Here is a 20,242-nt window from a genome sequence, read left to right on the forward strand (position 1 = left end):
CGATCCCGATGCGGTACCGTCGGCAACAGTAGCGAGAACCCATTGAGGTCCGGTTTGGATGACCGTTAAATTCGGCGGGAAGGCATTAACCGGCCGCTAACCGAAGTGACATTTCGGGGAACTGAGCAGCCCGGGCGCTTACTGGCCGGCGCTCATTTCGGCTTCGGAGGTCTTCTCCGACTCGCTTTTGAACGAGCTCTCGCAATAAGGCGTGCAGGACATGGTCTGTACCGAAGCGCGCCTGTAGATACGCACCGACGATGCGTCCTGGCGCACCACCGTCACCTGCTCGTCGATGATCGGGCTGCCCTCCTGGTCGAGGACAACCAGATTGGTGACGCCGAACCCCTTGCCTGTCAGCACGATCGTCGATGCATCCTGGACGGAGGCGTCGGCAATCGCCGGATTGCCGACGACGATGGTGTCGGCCGGGCGTGTCAATTTGACGATCTTGGCCTGGTTCATCGTCACTTCGATGCCGGCTCCGGCCTTGGCCGGCAGCACAAAAGCCGGGACGGCGAGAAGCGCGGCAAGCAGGAATGACGATTTCATGGCGGTCATCGAGGCGCTCCACGGCGGCAACTTGTTCAACGGAACATGAACGAGATTGGTGAACCAACGGTTAAGCCGGTGACCGGGCCAGGGATATCGGCGCGTATTTTGCCACTGGCTAATATAAAGAGTGTCCTGCCGATAGCCGCGAAGTTCCAGCTTTCGCGGCCTTTTCATTGGCAGGCGAGCCGCTGTCCGGCGTTTAGTTTACGGTTAACCACGCAAGCTGTTCGAGGCGCGAAAGGAATCGGTAAGGCTGTTTATTAAGCCGATTGAAAGAGCTTCTCCCTAGATTGGCAGCATCCGATCAACCACCACACAGAAGTTGACGGAAGTGCTGTAACACGTGGAGTAGGAGCTCTCGAATGTCTAATCTCATCGCACGTTTCGTGAAGGACGAGTCCGGCGCGACCGCTATCGAATACGGTCTGATCGCCGCTCTCATCGCGCTTGCCATCATGGTCGGTGCTGGTTCGCTCGGCAACGCCCTGAACAACAAGTTCAGCGAGATCGCCACCAAGGTGAGTGGTTCGTAATACCCCTGGTTGCTTTAGAAATAGGGGCCGCCTGATTGGCGGCCCCTATTTCATCGCGTCGGGCGATTTTGAGTACCCAGTCTCATCGATCGTTAATCGTAGATGTCTAGGCTGAGGCTGGATACAGTTGGCAACAGGGTGCCGCGCCCATGCTCGAAGCGTTGATCTTCGTCGTCTTTCCCTTCTGCATGCTCTTTGCCGCGATCTCCGACATGCTGTCGATGACGATCGCCAACCGCGTACCGGTGCTGCTGCTGGCGGTGTTTGCCCTGGTTGCGCCGTTGACGGGCATGGACTGGGCAACCTATGGCTGGCATTTCGCTGCCGGCGCCCTGGTGCTGGCCGTGACGTTCGGTCTGTTTGCGCTTGGCGGCATGGGGGGCGGCGACGCCAAGCTGCTCGCCGGCACCGCCGTCTGGATGGGGTTCAACCCTCACCTTGTCGAGTATCTCGTGATCTCGACGTTCATTGGTGGCCTGCTGACGCTCGCCATCCTTCTCTATCGGAAATCGCCGCTGGCGACTTACACCAGCCACAATCCGTTCCTACGCCATTTCGCCGACGACACGACTGGCGTTCCTTACGGCATTGCACTCGGCATTGGCGGGCTGCTGACCTATCCGGATTCACCTTTGATGGTATGGGCATTGGCAAGGCTGGCGACCTGATACAGCGAACTTCTTTGCCGCTCCGGCATCGATGAAAAGAGGCGGCTTGGCCGCCTTTTGTTTGTCGCAGCGTTGGATGCATCTAATTTATGTAAACCTTAAATTAATCACGATCGTAAGCATTACATTAACCTTGTTTTGACGATTGCCGCTGCAAAGTCCGGCCTGGATAGGTGGTTTGCCTAAAGGCGAGGGTTCGGACAGATGCCAGCATCCCGACTGATCATTCTGGGCGTGGCGGTGGCTGCGGCGGGTGGTGCAGGTTACGTTGCAAAGAACATGGTGGCGGTCTCGCCGCCCCAACAGGTCGTCGTCAACGCGCCTCAGGCGCCTGCAATCGCCTTGCAGGATGTGCTCGTGCTTTCCGGCGACGTCGCCATGGGCAGTCCGCTTGAGAACAACATCAGCTGGGAGTCCTGGCCGGCCGAAGGGATCAACGCGAATTTCATCACCCGCGCCGTCGAACCCGACGCGCTGGAGAAGCTGAAAGGCTCTGTTGCCCGCGTCGCGATGTACACCGGCGAGCCGTTGCGGCGCTCCAAGCTGATCGGCGAGGGGCAGAGCTTCATGTCGTCGATCCTGCCCAGCGGCATGCGGGCCGTCGCCACTGCGATCTCGGCCGACACGTCGGCAGGCGGCTTTATCCTGCCCAACGATTTTGTCGACGTCATCATGACCCGCAGATCCGACACCGGCAACGCCGGCAGCGGATTCACCACAGAAACCATCCTCAAGAACATCCGGGTCCTGGCGATCGACCAGACCATCCAGGAGGACGAGGAAGGCAAGAAGACCAGGGTCGGACAGACGGCGACGCTGGAGCTGACGCCGCAGCAGGCCGAGATCATCACTGTCGCCCAGCAGATGGCCGATCGCCTGACGCTGGCACTGCGCTCGATCACCGACAATCAGGAAAAACATACGGATGAGGCCGACTATCTCGTTTCCGGCAATGGGCGGCGCGGAACTGTGCGGTTGATCAAATCGGGCGAAGTTTCCGAAGTAGGGGCAAGGAAATGAGGTTAATCGCTAAACTGCCGGTCACCATGGCTGCGGCAATCGGCTTGCTTTTCCTCGGAGCCAATGCAAGTGGCCTCCTCGAGGCCAACGCCGCCGGCAAGAGGGCCGGGGTCACGGCTTCAACTGCCACGCAACGCGTCAAGCTCGGCCTCAACAAATCGGTGGTCATAGACCTGCCAAGCGACGCCTACGACATTCTTGTCGCCAATCCCGCAGTCGCCGATGCGGTGACCCGCACGGCAAGGCGCATCTATCTGTTCGGCAAGGCAGTGGGCGAAACCAACATCTTCGTCTTCGGTCCCAATGGCGAGCAGATCGTCAGCCTGGATCTGGCCGTCGAACGCGACGTCGCCGGGTTGGACGACTATCTCAAGCGCTTTCTGCCGACGGCCGACATCAAGGTCGAGTTGCTGAACGACAACGTCGTCCTGACCGGCACGGTGGATACGCCGCTCGATGCCAAACGCGCCGTCGATCTGGCAACCATCTTCGTGTCAGGCGGTGAAGCGACGACCGGCCAGTATTCGCAGACCGCGGCCGGTGGCAATGCCAATGGCGGCGTCGACATCAACAATCCGGATGCCGAGCGCCGGGTCTCGAAGATCGTCAACCTGCTGCAGATCATCGGCGACGACCAGGTGACGCTGAAGGTGACCGTGGCCGAAGTCAGCCGCTCGGTGATGAAGCAGCTCGGCGTCAATATGGTCGGCAACGGCAGCATCGACGGGATTTCCTACGGTGCGCTGAGTTCGCCCAACTACGGGCTGGGCAAACCGATTTCGCAGAATTCGGCGCTGAATCTGCTGGGTGACGGGAAAGGCAATGGCCTTCAAGCCTACATCAACGCAATGGAGCAGAGCGGCGTCATGAAGACGCTTGCCGAACCGACCCTCACGGCGGTTTCGGGCGAGAAGGCAACGTTCAGGGCCGGCGGCGAATTCAATCTTATCACCGCGCGTACGAACAACGTTTCGACCGACAACCAGACCGGCCAGGTAACCTACACCAACGAAAAGCTCGAATACGGCATAGGCCTCGAGTTCCAGCCCGTTGTGCTGTCGGCAGGCCGGATTAGCCTCAAGGTCAGGACCTCCGTGTCGGAGCCGACCATGGAAGGTGCGACCACCCTGGAAGGCGCCGCCAACTTGCCCGGCACGACGCTCCTGTCGATCCGCAAGAGGCTTGCCGACACCACCGTCGAATTGCCGTCAGGCGGCTCGATGATGATCGCCGGCCTGGTTCGCGACGACGTCCGCCAGGCCGTATCGGGTCTGCCCGGCCTGGCCAAGATCCCGGTGCTCGGCACGCTGTTCCGCAGCCGCGATTTCGTCCGCAACGAAAGCGAACTGGTGATCATCATCACGCCCTATCTGGCGCGGCCGGTGGCGCGCAACGACCTGGCCAAGCCGGACGACAATTTCAATGCCGCCGGCGATGGCCCGGCCATGTTCCTTGGCCGCGTCAACCGCGTCTACGGCACCATGCAGACCGACAAGCCCAACGGCCGCTACCACGGCGTTGTCGGCTTCATCTACAAGTAAGCGGGGAGCGGACATGTCTCAGTCAGCATCGAAGGCAATGGCGGTCGCCGCAACAGTGCGGTCCGGTGGTGCCCGGATCCGCCGATCGGCAATACCGATCCTGGCGATCGCGATCGCGGCCTCGCTCGCCGGTTGCGCCAAGCGCGACAGCATCACGGTTGGGGCAATCCCCGATGACTATCGCACCACGCATCCGATCGTCATTGCCGAGAAGAACCAGAAGATCGACCTTCCGGTCGGCGCCGGTGATCGCGGCATGACCGGCTCGCAGCGCGATACGCTTCTCGGCTTCCTCGACGGCTACGACAAGAGCGCTGCCCCGGCGCTGACGATCGCAACCCCGATCGGCTCGGCCAACGAGGTGGCTGCGACTGCCGCGGCACGCGATTTCGCCAGGCTGGCGGTTGCCAGCGGCATCAAGCGAAACCGGATCGTCGTTACCTCCTATCAGTCGGTTTCCCCGGAAGCCTCGGCGCCTATCCGCGTCTCTTATATTTCGGTGAGAGCCCAGACCGACAAATGCGGGCGCTGGCCCGAGGACTTGTTCGAGACCTCGGAAAACAAGCACTACGCCGATTACGGCTGCTCGTCTCAGAACAACCTCGCCGCGCAGCTCGCCAATCCGGCCGATCTGCTGGGGCCAAGAAAGTCGACCGATATCGACGCCGAGAACCGCGGTGCGGTGATCGACGTCTATCGCGGTAGGGGTATTTCGGACGAGTTCCTCGGCAATTCGGAAGTGACGTACTAGGAGCGCCAGTCCCGCGTAGAGACCGGAAAGAGAAGTCACGGAAAGAGCATGACGATGAGCAATCTTGCCTACGACGCGCCCGTAGACGGCGGCGACAGCTCGCAATCAGATATTGCCGCGATGCAGGCTCTGCGGCCGGTCCCGCGTATTTCGATACAGGCATTTTGCGAGACCGAAGGAGTCGCGCATCCGGTGGAGCGGGCCGGCGAAGACCGCCGCATGGCGAAGGCGCATCTGAAAGTGCATATGGGCGGCATCGCCACGGCGATCGAATTCTACCAGTCGGCGCCCACGCCGAACCTGATCCTGCTGGAATCGCGCAGCGAACCAAAGCAATTGCTGGAGCAGCTTGCCCAGCTTTCCGAATATTGCGATCCCTCCTCGAAAGTCGTGGTGATAGGCCACTACAACGATGTCGGGCTTTACCGCGAGCTCATCCGCTTCGGTATTTCCGAATATGTCATCGCGCCGGTGTCGATGGCCGATGTCGTCTCCGTGGTGTCGTCGATCTTCGTCGATCCGGAGGCCGAGCCGATCGGCCGCTCGATTGCCTTCATCGGCGCCAAGGGCGGCGTCGGCTCCTCGACCATCGCCCACAATGTGGCGTGGGCGATGTCATCACTGTTCAAGTCGGAAGTGGTCGTCGCCGATCTCGACCTGGCTTTCGGGACGGCCAACATCAATTTCGACCAGGACCCGGCGCAAGGCATAGCCGAGGCCGTGTTTTCACCCGAACGCGTCGATGAGGTCTATCTCGACCGGTTGCTTGCCCAGTGCGCCGAGCATCTGTCGTTGCTTGCCGCGCCCTCCACTCTGGAGCGGGTCTACGACTTTGATCCTGAGGCCTTCACACAACTCATCGACACCGCGCAGCGCAGCGTGCCGCTGCTGGTGCTCGACGTCCCCCATGTCTGGACCGGCTGGACCAAGAATACACTGATGAAGGCCGACGAGATCGTCATCACGGCGACACCGGAACTGGCCAATCTGCGCAACACCAAGAATATGGTCGATATGCTGACGCGGCTTCGCCCGAACGATGCGCCGCCGAAGCTCATCATCAATCAGGCCGGGGTGCCGAAACGACCCGAAATATCAGCTTCCGACTTCGCCGAGCCGCTCGGCATCACGCCGATGTCGGTGATCGCCTTCGACCCGTTGCTGTTTGGAAACGCCTCCAACAATGGCCGCATGCTGGGCGAGATGGATGCCAAGAGCCCGGTCGTCGCGATGATCAATGAAATCGCGCATGTGCTGACCGGTCGCAGCGAAATCAAGGCCAAGAAAAAGGCAGGCCTTGGCGGCCTGCTCGGCAAGCTCTCGCGTAACAAGAAATGACGCTTCTCAAGCGGAATTGGTAGTCGATCATGTTTGGTAAAAGAGGCTCCGACGACGGCAGCCGGTCCATCCCGGAATTCCGTCAGCCAGCACCGCCGCCCGCGGCGCCGGTGGCTGCAAAGCCTGCGGACACGGCCGTTCTTTCCCGGCCCGCCGCAGCGCCGCCGTCTGCTGCGCCGGTAATGCCGCCCGCTCGCCGTGCTGTTGAGGCGCCGCCGATGGCGCCGGAGCCGGCAAGAAAGGTCCAGCGCGAACGCAGCGAGACCTACTACGACACCAAGAGTCAGGTCTTCTCCGCGCTTATCGACACCATCGACCTGTCGCAGCTCGCCAAGCTCGATCCCGAGAGCGCGCGCGAGGAAATCCGCGATATCGTCAACGACATCATCGCCATCAAAAATTTCGCAATGTCGATTGCCGAGCAGGAAGAGCTGCTCGAAGACATCTGCAACGACGTGCTGGGCTACGGCCCGCTGGAGCCGTTGCTTGCTCGCGATGATATCGCCGATATCATGGTCAACGGCTCCAAGAACGTCTACATCGAAGTCAACGGCAAGGTCGAACAGACCGGCATCCGCTTCCGCGACAATCAGCAACTGCTCAACATCTGCCAGCGCATCGTCAGCCAGGTTGGCCGCCGCGTCGACGAATCGAGCCCGATCTGCGACGCCCGCCTACCCGACGGTTCCCGCGTCAACGTCATCGCCCCGCCGCTGTCCATCGACGGCACAGCGCTCACCATCCGCAAGTTCAAGAAGGACAAGCTGACGCTCGATCAGTTGGTCAAGTTCGGCGCCATCTCGCCGCAGGGCGCCGAGATCCTCAAGATCATCGGCCGCGTCCGCTGCAACATCGTCATCTCCGGCGGCACCGGCTCCGGCAAGACGACGCTGCTCAACTGCCTGACCAACTATATCGACCGCGAGGAACGCGTCATCACCTGCGAGGACTCGGCCGAGCTGCAACTGCAGCAGCCGCACGTGGTGCGTCTCGAAACCCGCCCGCCCAACCTTGAGGGCGAAGGCGAGGTGACCATGCGCGACCTGGTCAAGAACTGCCTGCGCATGCGGCCCGAACGCATCATCGTCGGCGAAGTGCGCGGACCGGAGGTTTTCGACCTGCTGCAGGCGATGAACACCGGCCATGACGGTTCGATGGGAACGATCCACTCCAACAGCCCGCGCGAATGTCTGAACCGTATCGAATCGATGATTGCCATGGGCGGCTATTCACTGCCGCAGAAGACCGTGCGCGAAATCGTCGTCGGCTCCATCGATGTCATCATCCAGGCAGCACGCCTTCGCGACGGGTCGCGCCGCATCACCCACATCACCGAGGTGATCGGCATGGAAGGCGACGTCATCATCACGCAGGATCTCGTGCTCTATAACATCAAGGGCGAGGACTCGAACGGCAGGCTGTTGGGCGAGCATGTGTCGACCGGCATTGGCCGTCCGCATTTTTGGGATCGTGCCCGCTACTACGGCGAGGAACAGCGCCTCGCCAATGCGCTGGAATCGATGGAGAAACGCGCTGACTGACGCATCTGGAGGCGTGGGGACCAAGGTTGATGTTCGGAATTGACACCACCGTACTGGCGTTCATCGTGCTCGCCGGCTTCAGCGCCGGCGCGGTCGCCTATGCCTTCCTGTTCACCCAGATGAGCAACGAGAAGCAGGCCGGCAAGCGGCTCGAGACGATCAAAGCCGCCGAGACCGATCGTTCGGTCGTCAAGGCTTCACGCGACCGTGTCGCGGAGGCGGCCAAGCGGCGCAAATCCGTCCAGGATTCACTGAAACAGCTCGACGAAAAGCAGAAGACTACCGAACGCGTTGTCAAGAAGCCGCCGCTGAAGGCCCAGCTCCGTCAGGCCGGCATGCAGGTCTCGATTGAGCGTTTCTATCTCTACTCCCTCGTTTGCGGCATCGCGCTGACGGCGCTTGCCTATTTCGCCGGCGCGCCGCTGCTGGTCTTGCCAGGCGCGCTGCTGGCCGGCGCGCTCGGCCTGCCCCGCTGGTTCGTATCGCTTCGCCGCACGCGCCGGGTCAAGGCATTCCTCAACGAATTTCCCAACGCCCTCGATATCATCGTGCGCGCCGTCAAGTCCGGGCTGCCGCTCAACGACGCCATTCGCCTGATCGCCAATGAATCGCCGGAGCCGGTCAAGACCGAGTTCCGCCGCATCGTCGATTCACAGCAGGTTGGCATGTCCATCCCCGATGCCACCTTGCGCATGGCCGAAACCATGCCATGCAGCGAGGCAAGCTTCTTCGGCATCGTCATCCAGATCCAGTCGCAGGCCGGCGGCAATCTCTCCGAGGCGCTGGGCAACCTTTCGCGCGTGCTTCGCGATCGCAAGAAGATGAAGGCCAAGGTCCAGGCGCTGTCGATGGAAGCGAAGGCCTCGGCCGTCATCATCGGCGCGCTGCCTTTTGTCGTCGCCCTTCTCGTCTACCTGTCGAGCCCGAATTACATCATGCCGTTGTTCACCACCAGCACCGGCAATCTGATCCTCGGCTGTTCCGGCGTCTGGATGTCTATCGGCATTCTGGTGATGCGCAAGATGATGAACTTTGAGGTTTAGGCCCGACTTCGGAAAGCTCGAACGAAAAGACTGAAAACGAATGACAGACCAAGTCGTCAAATCGCTGACCGATCCTGCCTTCCTGATCGCATTGCTGGTCGGCATCGCGGTATTCGCGACCGTCTTCACGCTGCTGCCGGCCCTGGGTGGCAATCAGCTCAAGGCACGCATGAAATCGGTGGCGCTGGAGCGGGACGAACTGCGCGCCAAGCAGCGCGCGCGGCTGGCAAACGAAGCCGATCGCCGCCGCAAGGGCCTGCGCGAGGAACAGTCTATCGGCATGCGCAACATCGTCGACAGGCTGGACCTGCGGCGTGCGCTGGCCGATGAAGGCACGCTGCAGAAGCTCAAAGTGGCGGGCTTTCGTGGCCAGAACCCGCTGACGCGCTTCCTGTTTTTCCGCCTGGTCCTGCCCTTTGTCGGTTTCGCGCTGGCGGCGATCTATCTGTTCGTGCTCGGCGGGCTGCCGGACCGGCCGGCTTTCGTGAAGGTGTTCGTCTGCATCCTTGTCGCCTATGCCGGTTTCTACGCGCCGATCCTTTACGTCAACAACCGTGCCGCCAAGCGCAAGCAGTCGATCCAGCGGGCGTGGCCGGATGCGCTCGACCTGATGCTGATCTGCGTCGAGTCGGGCATGTCGGTAGAGGCTGCAATGCGCAGGGTCGCCGATGAGATCGGCTCGCAGTCGGTGGCGTTGGCGGAGGAGTTCGTGCTGACCAATGCCGAACTCTCTTATCTGCAGGAGCGCAAGCAGGCTTATGAAAACCTCGCGGCTCGTACCGGCCTGGAATCGGTGAAGTCGGTGTCCCAGGCGCTGGTCCAGGCCGAGCGCTACGGCACGCCCGTGGCGCACGCATTGCGCGTGCTGGCCTCGGAAAGTCGCGATATGCGCATGAATACGGCCGAGAAGAAGGCCGCCGCCCTGCCGCCGAAGCTCACCGTGCCGATGATCCTGTTTTTCCTGCCGGTGTTGTTCGCCATCATTCTTGGACCGGCCGGCATACAGGTCAGCCAGCGCGGCATCTTCGGCGACCAGCACAATTCCTCAAGCCAGTAGGCTTCGTTGCAGCCATACGAAAGAGCCGCGCTGCCGATGCAATGCGGCTCTTGGATTTTCAGCTTTGATGTGGATGGATTTTGCGCTGCGCGGAGGTGTATTCGGCGCTCAGTTGGTCGCCGGCTTGCCCTTGTCCTGATCCTTGAGCTGGCTCCAGGCGTTCTGCTGTGCAAGCATCTGACGAAGGTAGGCCACATTGGCTTGCGCCTGTTCGGGCGAAAGCTCCTGCGAGGCGATCTTCTCGGCCTCGTCGAAACGGCCCTGAAGACCCACGACCAGCGCCAGGTTCTGGCGCACCCGGCTGTCGGCGTTCGGTTGCTGGGCGGCCGAGCGCATATAGGTCTCGGCGGTGCGCAGATCGCCTTCCAGCACATAGGACATGCCGAGATTGGAAAGGATCGAGGGCTCGTTTGGCTTGAGGTCCAGCGCCTTGCGGTAATCCTGGCGCGCTTCATCCTTCTGGCCGATCTGGTCGAGGATGGCAGCCTCTGCCGACATCAGCCGCCAGTCCGGATATTCCGGGGTCTGCGCCCGGCGCACCGCGTCGAGCGCGGACTCAAACTGGCCGTTGGCGGCGAGCGCCTTGCCATAGGCGGCGAGCACGTCGCGATCCTTGGGGTAGGCGATCGCCAGCTTGCGCATCACGGCAAGCGACTGGTCGGCATCGCCGTCCATCTGCAGCGCCGCCGCAAAATTTGTCGCCAGCCGTTTGTCGTTGGGATTTTTTGCGTAGGATTCGCCGAGCCGCGTGGTCGCGCTGTGCAACTCGCTGGCCGACATGGTTTCCAGCGGTTTGCCGCTGGTGCGCCCGATCGAGCCGGTCGTGAGCTTGCTGGTTCCGCACCCGGCAACACCGGCCGCGAGCGCCATCAGCAACGCCGTGGTGACCAACCGTTTGCCCGTGACGTTCATCCTGCGGTTGGTCGGCATCGGCACGGGGCTCTCCATTCCTGCGCGCGGCCATTGCGTGGCCGTCTTCATTCCCCCAGAAATATTCTGTTAACCCTAACGGATAGTTAAAAAGTGGCCCGTTGAGATCGGTACGCCGCCCGCCGGAAGCCATTGGCTTGGCATTTTCCTATGCCTGGCCTCTGTGCATAGAGGTTGAAATCATTCGACGTCCCTGTCAGGTGACTGGGGACGACTTGCAAGCCTGCGCGGAGACCATCGAATGCCCGTCGAACTCGTCGAGACACTAAACACTGCCTTGCCCGTCCATCTGGTCGCGAGGGATGGCCTGGAGGCCTTGGGGCTTTCGCCTGCCACGATCACCTGGGCGGCCGCCAACGGCTTTTCCGGCGAAGCCGGCAGGACGCTCGCCGTGCCCGACGAAGACGGCGCGCTTGCCGGCGCGTTGTTCGGCATCGGCGAAGGCGAGGGCGCACTGGCCATCGGTGCGCTGGCGAGAGCCCTGCCGGAAGGCGACTGGCACCTTGCCTCGGCGTATGCCGAGCCGGAACTCTCGGCCATAGCCCTGGTTCTCGGCGGCTATGTCTTCACCCGATACGGCAAGAAACCAGGCAAGGCATTGCGCTTTGCCATGCCGTCCGGCGCCGATGCGGGCCGTGTCCGCCGCATCGCCGACGGCGTCTTCCTGACGCGCGATCTCGTCAATACGCCGACCAGTGACATGGGACCGGACGAGTTGGAAAAGGCCGTGCGGGCCTTGGCGGCGACACACAAGGCCGAGGTGTCGGTGATCAAGGGCGACGATCTGCTCAAGCAGAATTTTCCGATGATTCATGCGGTCGGCCGCGCCTCTGTCGGCGCGCCGCGCCTGATCGACATGATTTGGGGACGGGCCGATGCGCCGAAGGTGACGCTGGTCGGCAAGGGCGTCTGTTTCGACACAGGCGGTCTCGACATCAAGCCGTCGTCGGGCATGCTGTTGATGAAGAAGGATATGGGCGGCGCCGCCAATGTTCTGGGCCTGGCCTCGATGATCATGGCCGCCGGGCTGAAGGTCCGGCTGCGCGTCCTGATCCCGGCGGTTGAGAACTCCATTGCCGGCAATGCGTTCCGGCCTGGCGATGTGCTGACCAGCCGCAAGGGCACCACCGTCGAGATCGGCAACACCGACGCCGAAGGGCGGCTGGTGTTGGCGGATGCACTAGCGCTGGCCGATGATGAGGAGCCTGAACTGTTGATCGACATGGCGACGCTGACCGGCGCCGCGCGCGTCGCGCTCGGTCCCGACCTGCCGCCTTTCTACACCGGCGACGAAGCGCTGGCGTCCGAATTGGTGGCGGCCTCCGTTGCCGTCGAGGATCCGTTGTGGCGCATGCCGCTGTGGCGGCCCTACGATGCCAGGCTGGCCTCGAAGATCGCCGACATCAACAATGTCACCACCGACGGCTTTGCCGGTTCGGTCACCGCGGCGCTGTTCCTGAAACGCTTTGTCGAGCGGACGCCGGGTTGGGCGCATTTCGACATCTTTGCCTGGAATCCGTCCGACCGCCCCTACGGCCCTGCCGGCGGCGAGGCGCAAGGCATCCGTGCGCTGGAGCGGATCATTTCGAGGCGCTATGCCTGAGGTCGTGAGGCATAGCGCACGGCCTCCAAACTGAAACGGAACCGAAACAATTTGCCGTCATGCTCGGGCGATGTCGATTTCGATGCGTCCGAGCCAGGCGATGCGACTGTGGCAGCAGGTGATGCTGTCGCAGGTGCGCGATGACGCGCCCGATCTCACCATGCGCCAGACGGCGATCCTATTCACCATCTATCTTGACCCGCCGCCGCATACAGTGCGCGGCCTGGCAGCCCGCCTCAACGTCACCAAGCCGGTCATCACCCGCGCGCTGGATACTATGGGCGCGCTGAAGCTGGTGTCGCGCCATCGCGACGAACTCGACAAGCGCAACGTGCTGATCCGGCGCACGGTCGAAGGCGCGCTCTTTGTCGAGCGCTTCGGCGATGGTATCGTTGCCCGGGCGCATGAGCTGCCCATCTGACCACACCCAATAGCTGGATTGCTGATTTGACTGCCAGGGATGCCCGCCTTCACGCCTTCCGTTCCGACCTCGCCGATGCCAGGCTGAAAGGCGAGGTATCGGCCGATCGCTTCGTCGCCGGCCGTCCGGCGCGCATCGAGGCCTCCGTGGCCGATATCCGCAAGGCGCCGCGCCCGGACGCCGGCGTCAACACGCAGGTGCTGTTTGGTGACGATGTGCTTGTCTTTGAGGAAGCCGAGGGTTGGGCCTGGATCCAGGCTGAACGTGACGGCTATGTCGGCTATGTCGGCGCCACCATGTTGGGTGCTCGCGAGCATGCGCCCACCCATATTGTCTCTGCGCCGCGCACCTTCCTCTATCCTGGCGCCGATCTGCGCTTTCCGATCGCCGGCCAGCTGTCGATGGGTTCGACGGTGACGGTGACGGGCGCTGCCGAAACGCGCGGCACCCACTATGCGCTGCTGCCCTCCGGCGAGGCGCTGATCGCCGGCCATCTGCGCCCGCTTGGCGACGTGGCTTACGACTACGTCGCGGTGGCCGAGATGTTTCTCGGCACGCCCTATCTCTGGGGCGGCACCTCCGGCTTCGGCATCGACTGTTCGGGCCTTGTCCAGCTGGCCATGCGCATGGCCGGCCGCAATGTGCTGCGCGATTCCGACATGCAGGCGGCAGGCCTCGGCGAACCGCTCGATCCCGGCCCGGATTATGCCGGGCTGAAGCGCGGCGACCTGGTGTTCTGGAAGGGCCACGTCGCCATCATGACCGCCGCCCGCGACGTCATCCACGCCAACGGCCACACCATGCTGGTATCGCGCGAAGGGCTGAAGGACGCGATCGACCGCATCGGCTATCTCTATGGCGGGCCGACGGGGTTCAGGAGGCCTTAGCCTCTTCCTTCTCCCCGTCACTATACGGGGAGAAGGTGCCCGAAGGGCGGATGAGGGGCGGCGCGAACTTTCGATTGTCAGCGCTGCGCCTCACCTGCCTGCCGGCATCCTCTCCCCGTAAACGGGGCGAGGAAAGCTCTCTTCGATCACCTTTTGTTCCGATTTTGCTTGGCGTTCGCGCGCGCGCGCGCTACCTCTTTCGCGTGACCGAGCAGCCGCGCCTTGCCGAACAGAATGCCAGTGTCGCCTTGCCCGAACCGTTCATCAGATGGTTCGGCGAGAAGGGCTGGTCGCCGCGCGCCCATCAGATCGAACTTATGGCGAGAGCCCAGGCCGGGCAATCGGTGCTGCTGATCGCGCCGACCGGGGCCGGCAAGACGCTGGCGGGCTTCCTGCCGTCGCTGACCGAACTGGCCAACCGTCCCAGGCGCAAACCCGGTCAGGCGCATCGCGGCATCCACACGCTTTACATCTCGCCGTTGAAGGCGCTGGCAGTCGATATCGAGCGCAATCTCGGCAAGCCGGTGGAAGAGATAGGGCTTCCCGTCACCATCGAGACGCGCACCGGCGACACGCCCTCGCACAAGCGCCAGCGCCAGAAGCTGGCGCCTCCCGATATCCTGCTAACCACCCCGGAGCAGCTGGCGCTGCTGATCGCGGCGCCTGATGCCAGGCGCTTCTTCGAGGATCTGCGCTATGTCGTGCTCGACGAACTGCATTCGCTGGTGATTTCGAAACGCGGCCACCTTTTGGCACTCGGCCTGGCGCGGCTGCGTACCTACGTGCCCGGCCTGCAGACGATCGGCCTGTCGGCAACCGTGGCCGAGCCCGATGAGTTGCGGCGCTGGCTGGTCGGGCAAAATCCACCGGGTGAGATGGCCGGGCTGATCACCGTCTCCGGTGGCGCCAGGCCCGACATCTCCATCCTCGACTCGCGCGAGCGGGTGCCGTGGTCGGGCCATTCGGCGCGCTACGCCATTCCCGAGATTTACGAGGCGATCCAGAAGCATCGCATGACGCTGCTGTTCGTCAACACCCGCAGCCAGGCCGAGATGCTGTTCCAGGAACTGTGGCGGGCGAATGAGGACTCGCTGCCGATCGCGCTGCATCATGGTTCGCTCGATGTCGGCCAGCGCCGCCGTGTCGAGAAGGCGATGGCGGACAACGCGCTGCGTGCCATCGTCGCCACCTCGACGCTGGACCTTGGCATCGACTGGGGCGATGTCGATCTGGTCGTCCATGTCGGCGCGCCCAAGGGCGCCAGCCGGCTGGCGCAGCGCATCGGCCGCGCCAACCACCGCATGGACGAGCCGTCGAAGGCGATCCTCATCCCGGCGAACCGCTTCGAGGTGCTGGAATGCCGGGCGGCACTCGACGCCAATTATCTCGGCGCGCAGGACACGCCACCGCTGATCAATGGCGCGCTCGACGTGTTGTCGCAGCATGTGCTGGGCGTCGCCTGCGGCGCGCCTTTCTACGCCGACCTTCTGTTCGAAGAGGTGCGCAGCGCTGCGCCCTATGCCGGGCTGGAGCGCCAGACCTTCGACCGTGTCGTCGACTTCGTCGCCACCGGCGGCTATGCGCTGAAGAACTATGAGCGCTACGCCCGCATCCGCCAGACCAAGGACGGGCTGTGGCGCGTCTCCAACCCTCGCATCGCGCAACAATACCGGCTGAATGTCGGCACCATCGTCGAAATGCCTGAGCTCAATGTCCGCTATGTCCGGCAAGGCCGCGGCATGGCCGGACGCGGTGGGCCGGTGCTGGGCAAGATCGAGGAGTATTTCGCCGAGACGCTGCGGCCCGGCGACAACTTTCTATTTGCCGGCAAAGTGCTGCGCTTCGAGGGCATTCGCGAGAATGAATGCGTGGTCTCGAACGGCGCCGGCGCCAACATCATCGTGCCATCCTATGCCGGCGGCAAGTTTCCGCTGTCGACCTATCTCGCCGACCAGGTGCGCGGCATGCTGGCCGATCCCCACAAATGGCAGGCATTGCCCGAGCAGGTTGCCGACTGGCTCAGACTGCAGAAGGAAAAGTCAGTGCTGCCCAAGCGGGGCGATCTTCTGGTCGAAACCTTTCCGCGCGGCAGCCGCCACTACATGGTCGCCTATCCGTTCGAGGGCAGGCTGGCGCACCAGACGCTGGGCATGCTTTTGACGCGCCGGCTGGAGCGGGCCAACGCCCGTCCGCTCGGCTTCGTCGCCACCGACTATTCGCTGGCCGTCTGGGCGCTCGACGACATGGCGGCCTTGTTCAAGGCGAAGAAGCTGTCGCTGGCTGCTCTGTTCGACGAGGACATGCTTGGCGACGACCTCGAAGCTTGGCTGAACGACAGCTGGATGCTGAAGCGCACCTTCCGCACCTGCGCCGTCATTGCCGGGCTGATCGAGAAGCGTTTCCCGGGGCAGGAGAAGAGCGGCCGCCAGGTGACGGTCTCGGCCGACCTGATTTACGATGTGTTGCGCAGCCACGAGCCGGACCATATCCTGCTGCAGGCGACGCGCACCGATGCCTCGGCCGGATTGCTCGATGTCAGCAGACTTGCCGAGATGCTCTCGCGTGTACGCGGTGGAATCATGCATAAGCATCTCGACCAGATTTCGCCGCTGGCTCTGCCTGTGATGCTGGAGATCGGCAGGGAATCGGTCAATGGCGGCGCCAACGAGTCTTTGCTCATGGAGGCCGCCGATCTGGTCGAAGAGGCCATGGGGCCAAGGGCGAAACCGGACCAAGAGGGTCTGACTTGAAATGAATTTTTCGCTGGCGCGCGCAACACTGATCGCCGAGGCCGACATGGTCGGCATCGCCGGCGAACGCGCGGTCTGCGATCCCCGCGGCGTGCTTTATTTCCCCGATCTACGGCTGCTCGCGGTCTCCGACTTGCACCTGGAAAAAGGCTCGTCCTTTGCCAGGCGCGGCGCCCTGATCCCGCCTTACGATACCGGCGCCACCTTGTTGCGGCTGCAGGCGGTGATCGCGGACTATCAGCCTTCGATCGTCATCAGCCTGGGTGATTCCTTTCACGATGGCGGTGGCGCCGAGCGGATGCATCAATCCTTCCGCGAACGGCTGGAGGCGCTGATGGCCGGCCGCGACTGGTTCTGGGTCGCCGGCAACCATGATCCGGAAGCGCCGGCCGACCTGCCGGGCGAGACGGTGTGCGAACTCGCCATCGGCTCGCTGCTGTTTCGCCACGAGCCGTCGAAGGCGAGAACCGAGGGCGAAGTCGCAGGCCATCTCCATCCCTGTGCGCGCATCGTCCAGCGCGGCCGCTCGGTGCGGCGGCGTTGTTTTGCAGGCGATGGCGGCCGCATGATCATGCCGGCCTTCGGCGCCTATACCGGTTCGCTCAACGTGCTCGACCGCGCCTATGCCGGCCTGTTCCGCCGCGAGACGCTGATGGCCTATATGCTGGGCGCCGAGCGCATCTTCGCCATTTCCCACGCCATGCTGCGGCCGGGCTGAGTTCTACGGTATTAGCACGGTAGCGCCGGTCGTCTGCCTCGCTTCGAGCCGGCGATGCGCTTCAGCCACTTCGGCGAGCGGCATGCTTGTGTGCACGGGGATTTTCACCGCGCCGCCGAGCACGACGCTGAAGAGATCCTCGCTCATGGCGACAACGTCCTCGCGCCTGGCGAGATGATGGAACAGCAACTGCCAGGTGGCGAACAGCGATCCTTTCTGCATCAAAAGCATGATGTCGAAGGACGGGATCGATCCTGACGCTGTGCCGAAGCTGACAAACGTGCCGAAGGGCCGCAGGCAATCGAGCGAAGCCGGGAAGGTCGCCTTGCCGACGCCGTCATAGACGACATGGCAGCCCTCGCCCTTGGTGATCTCTTTCACCCGCGCAGCAAAGTCCTCCCTGCTGTAGTCGATGACATGGTCGCAGCCATTGACGCGCACCAGTTCGGCCTTCTCGGCCGAGCCGACCGTGCCGATGACGGTCGCGCCGAGATGCTTTGCCCATTGCGTCAGGATGAGGCCGACACCGCCTGCCGCGGCATGGACGAGGATGGTATGGCCCGCCTCGACACGAAACGTGCGGCGCAGGAGATATTGCGCCGTCAGCCCCTTCAGCATCATTGCTGCACCTGTCTCGAAATCGATGGCGTCGGGCAGATGCACGACGAAATGCGCCGGCACGATGCGCTCCTCGGCATAGGCGCCGAGCGTCTCGACATAGGCGACGCGATCGCCCGGGGCAAAGCCGCTGACGCCTTCGCCGACCGCGATGATTTCGCCGGCGCCTTCATTGCCCGGCGTGAACGGCAAAGCGGGTGGCGCATATTCGCCGGTGCGGAAATAGACGTCGACGAAGTTGAGGCCGACCGCCCGGTTGCGCACGCGGACCTCGCCCGGCCCGGGCTGTCCGATGTCGACATCCTCATAGGTGAGCACGTCTGGCCCGCCATGGCGGTGAACACGGATCGCTTTCATGTTTTTCTTCCCTGCGCTGTTCATGTGGGAGGGAGATAGCGCGTGAGGAGATATCGCTGTAGACTGATATCGTTGACAACAGAGTTCAAAGAATATGATATCTGAACAGATCGGCCTGGACCTTCTTCGCACCTTTGTGGCGGTCTGCCGGCAAGGCAGCCTGAGCAGGGTCGCCGCACAGACCGGCAGAACCCAATCGTCGCTGAGCATGCAGATGCGCCGGCTCGAGGGCCTGCTCCATCGGCATCTGTTCCAGCGCACCGGCCGCGGCGTCGTGCCGACTGCGGAGGGAGAGCTCTTTCTGGGCTACGCGACCCGCATCCTGGCTCTGGGCGATGAAGCGGTGGCGCGGCTGCAGCAGGCCGGCATTCGCGGCGGCGTGCGCATCGGTCTTGCCGAAGAGGTTACCAACGCCGCGCTCTCGGCCGCACTCGGACGGCTGCATCGCACCTATCCCGACATCAGCCTCGACGCCATGGTCGAGCACAGCGTCGCGCTGGGGCGGCTGTGGAGTGAAGACGCGCTGGATGTGATGATCGCCCCGACATCGGTCGTCGCAGCCGATGCCTTGACGACGTGGAATGTCGAACTGCAATGGGTCTGCGCTACGGACTATGTGCTGGATCAGGAACGGCCGCTCGATCTCGTCGCCTTCGGTGCAACCTGCCCTTGGCGCAGGCGCATGATCGAGGCGCTGGTTGCCGCCGGCCGGGAGCACAGGATCGTTCTGTCGTGCCAGAGCGTCACCGGCCTGCAGGCGGCGATCGAGAACGGACTGGGCGTCGGACTGCTTCCACCGGAATCGGTGCGCACTGGCTCAATGCGCGTGCTGAAGACATCGGTGCCCGAGCCGCTCATCGTGCAATACGGACTCTATGCGCACGACCGACGGACAGCGGTGGTCGATGCCGCTATCGAAATCCTGCTGAAGGACTTGCCGGCGGCGCCGGAAGCGCGGGCCGCCTGACGGCGCGCTACCGCCCGTAATAGAGGGTAACGGTGTGCTTGGCCTCGGCGAAGAACAGCCAGCGCTCGACCAGCATGCCGGCGAACTGGGCGAGCGCTGCAAGCACCGACAGGACCGCCGTGAGCGGCCACGGCAAAGCGAACACGACAGCAAGCAGCAAGGCAGGCAAAACGAAAGCCAGCGCTTGCGTGATCCCTCGCAGCTTGGCGGCGTGCTTGCGGGCGATGCGAAAGCCCATCTCCTTGAGCAGGTAATTCTCTTCGGTATGCGGCCATTCCAGCGAGCGCACCGTGCCGCCGGCAAGCCCGGTTGCCGTGTTGGCGGTGGTGGCGATCTCCAGCCTGTCATTGTAGCGCCACGTCGCCAGCTTCCAGCCCCAGCCGAGCAAGGTCAGCAGCAGGGCGGCGGCCACGACGGGGTTCGAGCCGATGGCGAATGCCTGCAGCAGCGAATTGAGCAGCACGCTGCCGGTCATCGCCGAGAAGATGAGATAGCCGGGCAGCGTGTAGCGGCTGTGCCACTGCGCGATCGGCTTCAGCGACGTATAGATCATGCCAGTCGTGCAGACGGTGACGACCGCGCCGATTGTTGCCAGCAACCCGGCAATAGCCACCCAGCCGCCGGTGCGGCCGAAGAACACCCAGCCAAGGCCGAACAGCCCGGCCGGAATGAAGGTCGCCACCGACGCCACGCCTTCGCGCGACAGCCAGGAACTGCGCCACTGTGAGAAGGCGCGCCAAGCCCGTTCGGGCCGGCCGAGATGGCCGGTCGACGACAACAAGCCGGCGGTGATCAGGCCGAGCGCCAGCCCCATGCCGATGAGGCCGAGCCAGAAATCGGCCGGGATGAACCCCAGTCCGCCAAGCACGCCAAGCAGTGCCAGCAGGCCGTAGCCGGCGCCGGTGGCAGTGGTGAAGAAGACGACGGAAAAAGCTGGATGCATT

19 protein-coding genes are annotated in these 20,242 nt (G+C 63.1%); 15 read left to right on the top strand and 4 right to left on the bottom strand.

The window, feature by feature from the left end; all coding sequences use genetic code 11:
- Positions 1-138: 138 nt before the first annotated feature.
- The gene (locus ACYHH6_RS08365; protein WP_352587230.1) at positions 139-561 is read right to left on the bottom strand and encodes a pilus assembly protein N-terminal domain-containing protein; all 423 of its coding nucleotides are present in this window, start codon (positions 559-561) and stop codon (positions 139-141) included.
- A gap of 356 nt (positions 562-917) precedes the next feature.
- Here ACYHH6_RS08365 and ACYHH6_RS08370 point away from each other — a divergent pair, with 356 nt between their 5' ends.
- The 9 genes from ACYHH6_RS08370 (at position 918) to ACYHH6_RS08410 (ending at position 10,047) form a co-directional block, all read left to right on the top strand.
- The gene (locus tag ACYHH6_RS08370) at positions 918-1,088 is read left to right on the top strand and encodes a Flp family type IVb pilin (protein ID WP_352587233.1); all 171 of its coding nucleotides are present in this window, start codon (positions 918-920) and stop codon (positions 1,086-1,088) included.
- A 149-nt stretch (positions 1,089-1,237) separates the two neighbouring features.
- Positions 1,238-1,756 carry an A24 family peptidase gene (locus tag ACYHH6_RS08375; RefSeq protein ID WP_112560528.1) on the top strand — a complete coding sequence of 173 codons (519 nt, stop codon included), beginning with the start codon at positions 1,238-1,240 and terminating at the stop codon, positions 1,754-1,756.
- 204 nt (positions 1,757-1,960) lie between these two features.
- Positions 1,961-2,776: a Flp pilus assembly protein CpaB gene (gene cpaB / locus ACYHH6_RS08380; RefSeq protein WP_352587237.1), complete on the top strand. Its 816-nt coding sequence runs from the start codon at positions 1,961-1,963 to the stop codon at positions 2,774-2,776.
- A complete protein-coding gene (locus ACYHH6_RS08385; RefSeq protein WP_352587240.1) occupies positions 2,773-4,317 on the top strand; it encodes a type II and III secretion system protein family protein in 1,545 nt (514 codons plus the stop codon). Before cpaB ends, ACYHH6_RS08385 begins: the two co-directional genes overlap by 4 nt.
- 13 nt (positions 4,318-4,330) lie before the next feature.
- Entirely contained in the window at positions 4,331-5,068 is a 738-nt protein-coding gene (locus ACYHH6_RS08390) for a CpaD family pilus assembly protein (RefSeq protein ID WP_112560525.1), read from the top strand.
- Between the two features lie 54 nt (positions 5,069-5,122).
- Positions 5,123-6,406, top strand: coding sequence for a CpaE/TadZ family protein (locus ACYHH6_RS08395; protein ID WP_435053358.1), 1,284 nt, complete (start codon positions 5,123-5,125; stop codon positions 6,404-6,406).
- Between the two features lie 29 nt (positions 6,407-6,435).
- A complete protein-coding gene (locus ACYHH6_RS08400) occupies positions 6,436-7,947 on the top strand; it encodes a TadA family conjugal transfer-associated ATPase (RefSeq protein ID WP_352587246.1) in 1,512 nt (503 codons plus the stop codon).
- A 29-nt stretch (positions 7,948-7,976) separates the two neighbouring features.
- Positions 7,977-8,990, top strand: coding sequence for a type II secretion system F family protein (locus tag ACYHH6_RS08405; RefSeq protein WP_352587249.1), 1,014 nt, complete (start codon positions 7,977-7,979; stop codon positions 8,988-8,990).
- Positions 8,991-9,030: 40 nt separating this feature from the next.
- On the top strand, positions 9,031-10,047 hold the full coding sequence (locus ACYHH6_RS08410) for a type II secretion system F family protein (protein ID WP_352587252.1): 1,017 nt from the start codon (positions 9,031-9,033) through the stop codon (positions 10,045-10,047).
- A gap of 108 nt (positions 10,048-10,155) precedes the next feature.
- On the opposite strand, the gene ACYHH6_RS08415 is transcribed toward ACYHH6_RS08410, so the two are convergent.
- A complete protein-coding gene (locus tag ACYHH6_RS08415) occupies positions 10,156-10,977 on the bottom strand; it encodes a tetratricopeptide repeat protein (protein WP_352555966.1) in 822 nt (273 codons plus the stop codon).
- 241 nt (positions 10,978-11,218) lie between these two features.
- Here ACYHH6_RS08415 and ACYHH6_RS08420 point away from each other — a divergent pair, with 241 nt between their 5' ends.
- From ACYHH6_RS08420 to pdeM, 5 genes are all read left to right on the top strand, one after another.
- A complete protein-coding gene (locus ACYHH6_RS08420) occupies positions 11,219-12,580 on the top strand; it encodes a leucyl aminopeptidase family protein (RefSeq protein ID WP_352587255.1) in 1,362 nt (453 codons plus the stop codon).
- A gap of 70 nt (positions 12,581-12,650) precedes the next feature.
- Positions 12,651-13,001 (top strand): MarR family winged helix-turn-helix transcriptional regulator, encoded by a 351-nt coding sequence (locus ACYHH6_RS08425; protein ID WP_112393125.1) that lies wholly within the window; start codon positions 12,651-12,653, stop codon positions 12,999-13,001.
- Between the two features lie 26 nt (positions 13,002-13,027).
- Positions 13,028-13,888: a C40 family peptidase gene (locus ACYHH6_RS08430; protein ID WP_352587259.1), complete on the top strand. Its 861-nt coding sequence runs from the start codon at positions 13,028-13,030 to the stop codon at positions 13,886-13,888.
- A gap of 203 nt (positions 13,889-14,091) precedes the next feature.
- On the top strand, positions 14,092-16,638 hold the full coding sequence (locus tag ACYHH6_RS08435) for a ligase-associated DNA damage response DEXH box helicase (RefSeq protein ID WP_352587262.1): 2,547 nt from the start codon (positions 14,092-14,094) through the stop codon (positions 16,636-16,638).
- Position 16,639: 1 nt separating this feature from the next.
- A complete protein-coding gene (pdeM, locus tag ACYHH6_RS08440) occupies positions 16,640-17,356 on the top strand; it encodes a ligase-associated DNA damage response endonuclease PdeM (protein WP_352587265.1) in 717 nt (238 codons plus the stop codon).
- Positions 17,357-17,359: 3 nt separating this feature from the next.
- On the opposite strand, the gene ACYHH6_RS08445 is transcribed toward pdeM, so the two are convergent.
- A complete protein-coding gene (locus tag ACYHH6_RS08445; protein WP_352587268.1) occupies positions 17,360-18,331 on the bottom strand; it encodes a quinone oxidoreductase family protein in 972 nt (323 codons plus the stop codon).
- Positions 18,332-18,425: 94 nt separating this feature from the next.
- Between ACYHH6_RS08445 and ACYHH6_RS08450 the strand changes: the two genes are divergently transcribed.
- Complete coding sequence (locus ACYHH6_RS08450; RefSeq protein WP_352587271.1) at positions 18,426-19,298, top strand: LysR substrate-binding domain-containing protein; 873 nt, start codon at positions 18,426-18,428, stop codon at positions 19,296-19,298.
- A gap of 7 nt (positions 19,299-19,305) precedes the next feature.
- Here ACYHH6_RS08450 and ACYHH6_RS08455 read toward each other — a convergent pair whose 3' ends face one another.
- Positions 19,306-20,241, bottom strand: coding sequence for a dimethyl sulfoxide reductase anchor subunit family protein (locus tag ACYHH6_RS08455; RefSeq protein WP_352587274.1), 936 nt, complete (start codon positions 20,239-20,241; stop codon positions 19,306-19,308).
- Position 20,242 lies beyond the last annotated feature (1 nt).

Source organism: Mesorhizobium sp. P171375 (assembly GCF_057786075.1).

Excerpts from the sequence above, each read along its gene's own strand:
- ACYHH6_RS08410 (WP_352587252.1), top strand. The coding sequence starts at position 9,031 with ATGACAGACCAAGTCGTCAAATCGCTGACCGATCCTGCCTTCCTGATC.
- ACYHH6_RS08370 (WP_352587233.1), top strand. The coding sequence starts at position 918 with ATGTCTAATCTCATCGCACGTTTCGTGAAGGACGAGTCCGGCGCGACC.
- ACYHH6_RS08415 (WP_352555966.1), bottom strand. The coding sequence starts at position 10,977 with ATGCCGACCAACCGCAGGATGAACGTCACGGGCAAACGGTTGGTCACC.
- pdeM (WP_352587265.1), top strand. The coding sequence starts at position 16,640 with ATGAATTTTTCGCTGGCGCGCGCAACACTGATCGCCGAGGCCGACATG.
- ACYHH6_RS08400 (WP_352587246.1), top strand. The coding sequence starts at position 6,436 with ATGTTTGGTAAAAGAGGCTCCGACGACGGCAGCCGGTCCATCCCGGAA.
- ACYHH6_RS08395 (WP_435053358.1), top strand. The coding sequence starts at position 5,123 with ATGAGCAATCTTGCCTACGACGCGCCCGTAGACGGCGGCGACAGCTCG.
- ACYHH6_RS08405 (WP_352587249.1), top strand. The coding sequence starts at position 7,977 with ATGTTCGGAATTGACACCACCGTACTGGCGTTCATCGTGCTCGCCGGC.
- ACYHH6_RS08420 (WP_352587255.1), top strand. The coding sequence starts at position 11,219 with ATGCCCGTCGAACTCGTCGAGACACTAAACACTGCCTTGCCCGTCCAT.
- ACYHH6_RS08450 (WP_352587271.1), top strand. The coding sequence starts at position 18,426 with ATGATATCTGAACAGATCGGCCTGGACCTTCTTCGCACCTTTGTGGCG.
- ACYHH6_RS08375 (WP_112560528.1), top strand. The coding sequence starts at position 1,238 with ATGCTCGAAGCGTTGATCTTCGTCGTCTTTCCCTTCTGCATGCTCTTT.
- ACYHH6_RS08445 (WP_352587268.1), bottom strand. The coding sequence starts at position 18,331 with ATGAAAGCGATCCGTGTTCACCGCCATGGCGGGCCAGACGTGCTCACC.
- ACYHH6_RS08365 (WP_352587230.1), bottom strand. The coding sequence starts at position 561 with ATGACCGCCATGAAATCGTCATTCCTGCTTGCCGCGCTTCTCGCCGTC.
- cpaB (WP_352587237.1), top strand. The coding sequence starts at position 1,961 with ATGCCAGCATCCCGACTGATCATTCTGGGCGTGGCGGTGGCTGCGGCG.
- ACYHH6_RS08390 (WP_112560525.1), top strand. The coding sequence starts at position 4,331 with ATGTCTCAGTCAGCATCGAAGGCAATGGCGGTCGCCGCAACAGTGCGG.
- ACYHH6_RS08455 (WP_352587274.1), bottom strand. The coding sequence starts at position 20,241 with ATGCATCCAGCTTTTTCCGTCGTCTTCTTCACCACTGCCACCGGCGCC.
- ACYHH6_RS08385 (WP_352587240.1), top strand. The coding sequence starts at position 2,773 with ATGAGGTTAATCGCTAAACTGCCGGTCACCATGGCTGCGGCAATCGGC.
- ACYHH6_RS08425 (WP_112393125.1), top strand. The coding sequence starts at position 12,651 with ATGTCGATTTCGATGCGTCCGAGCCAGGCGATGCGACTGTGGCAGCAG.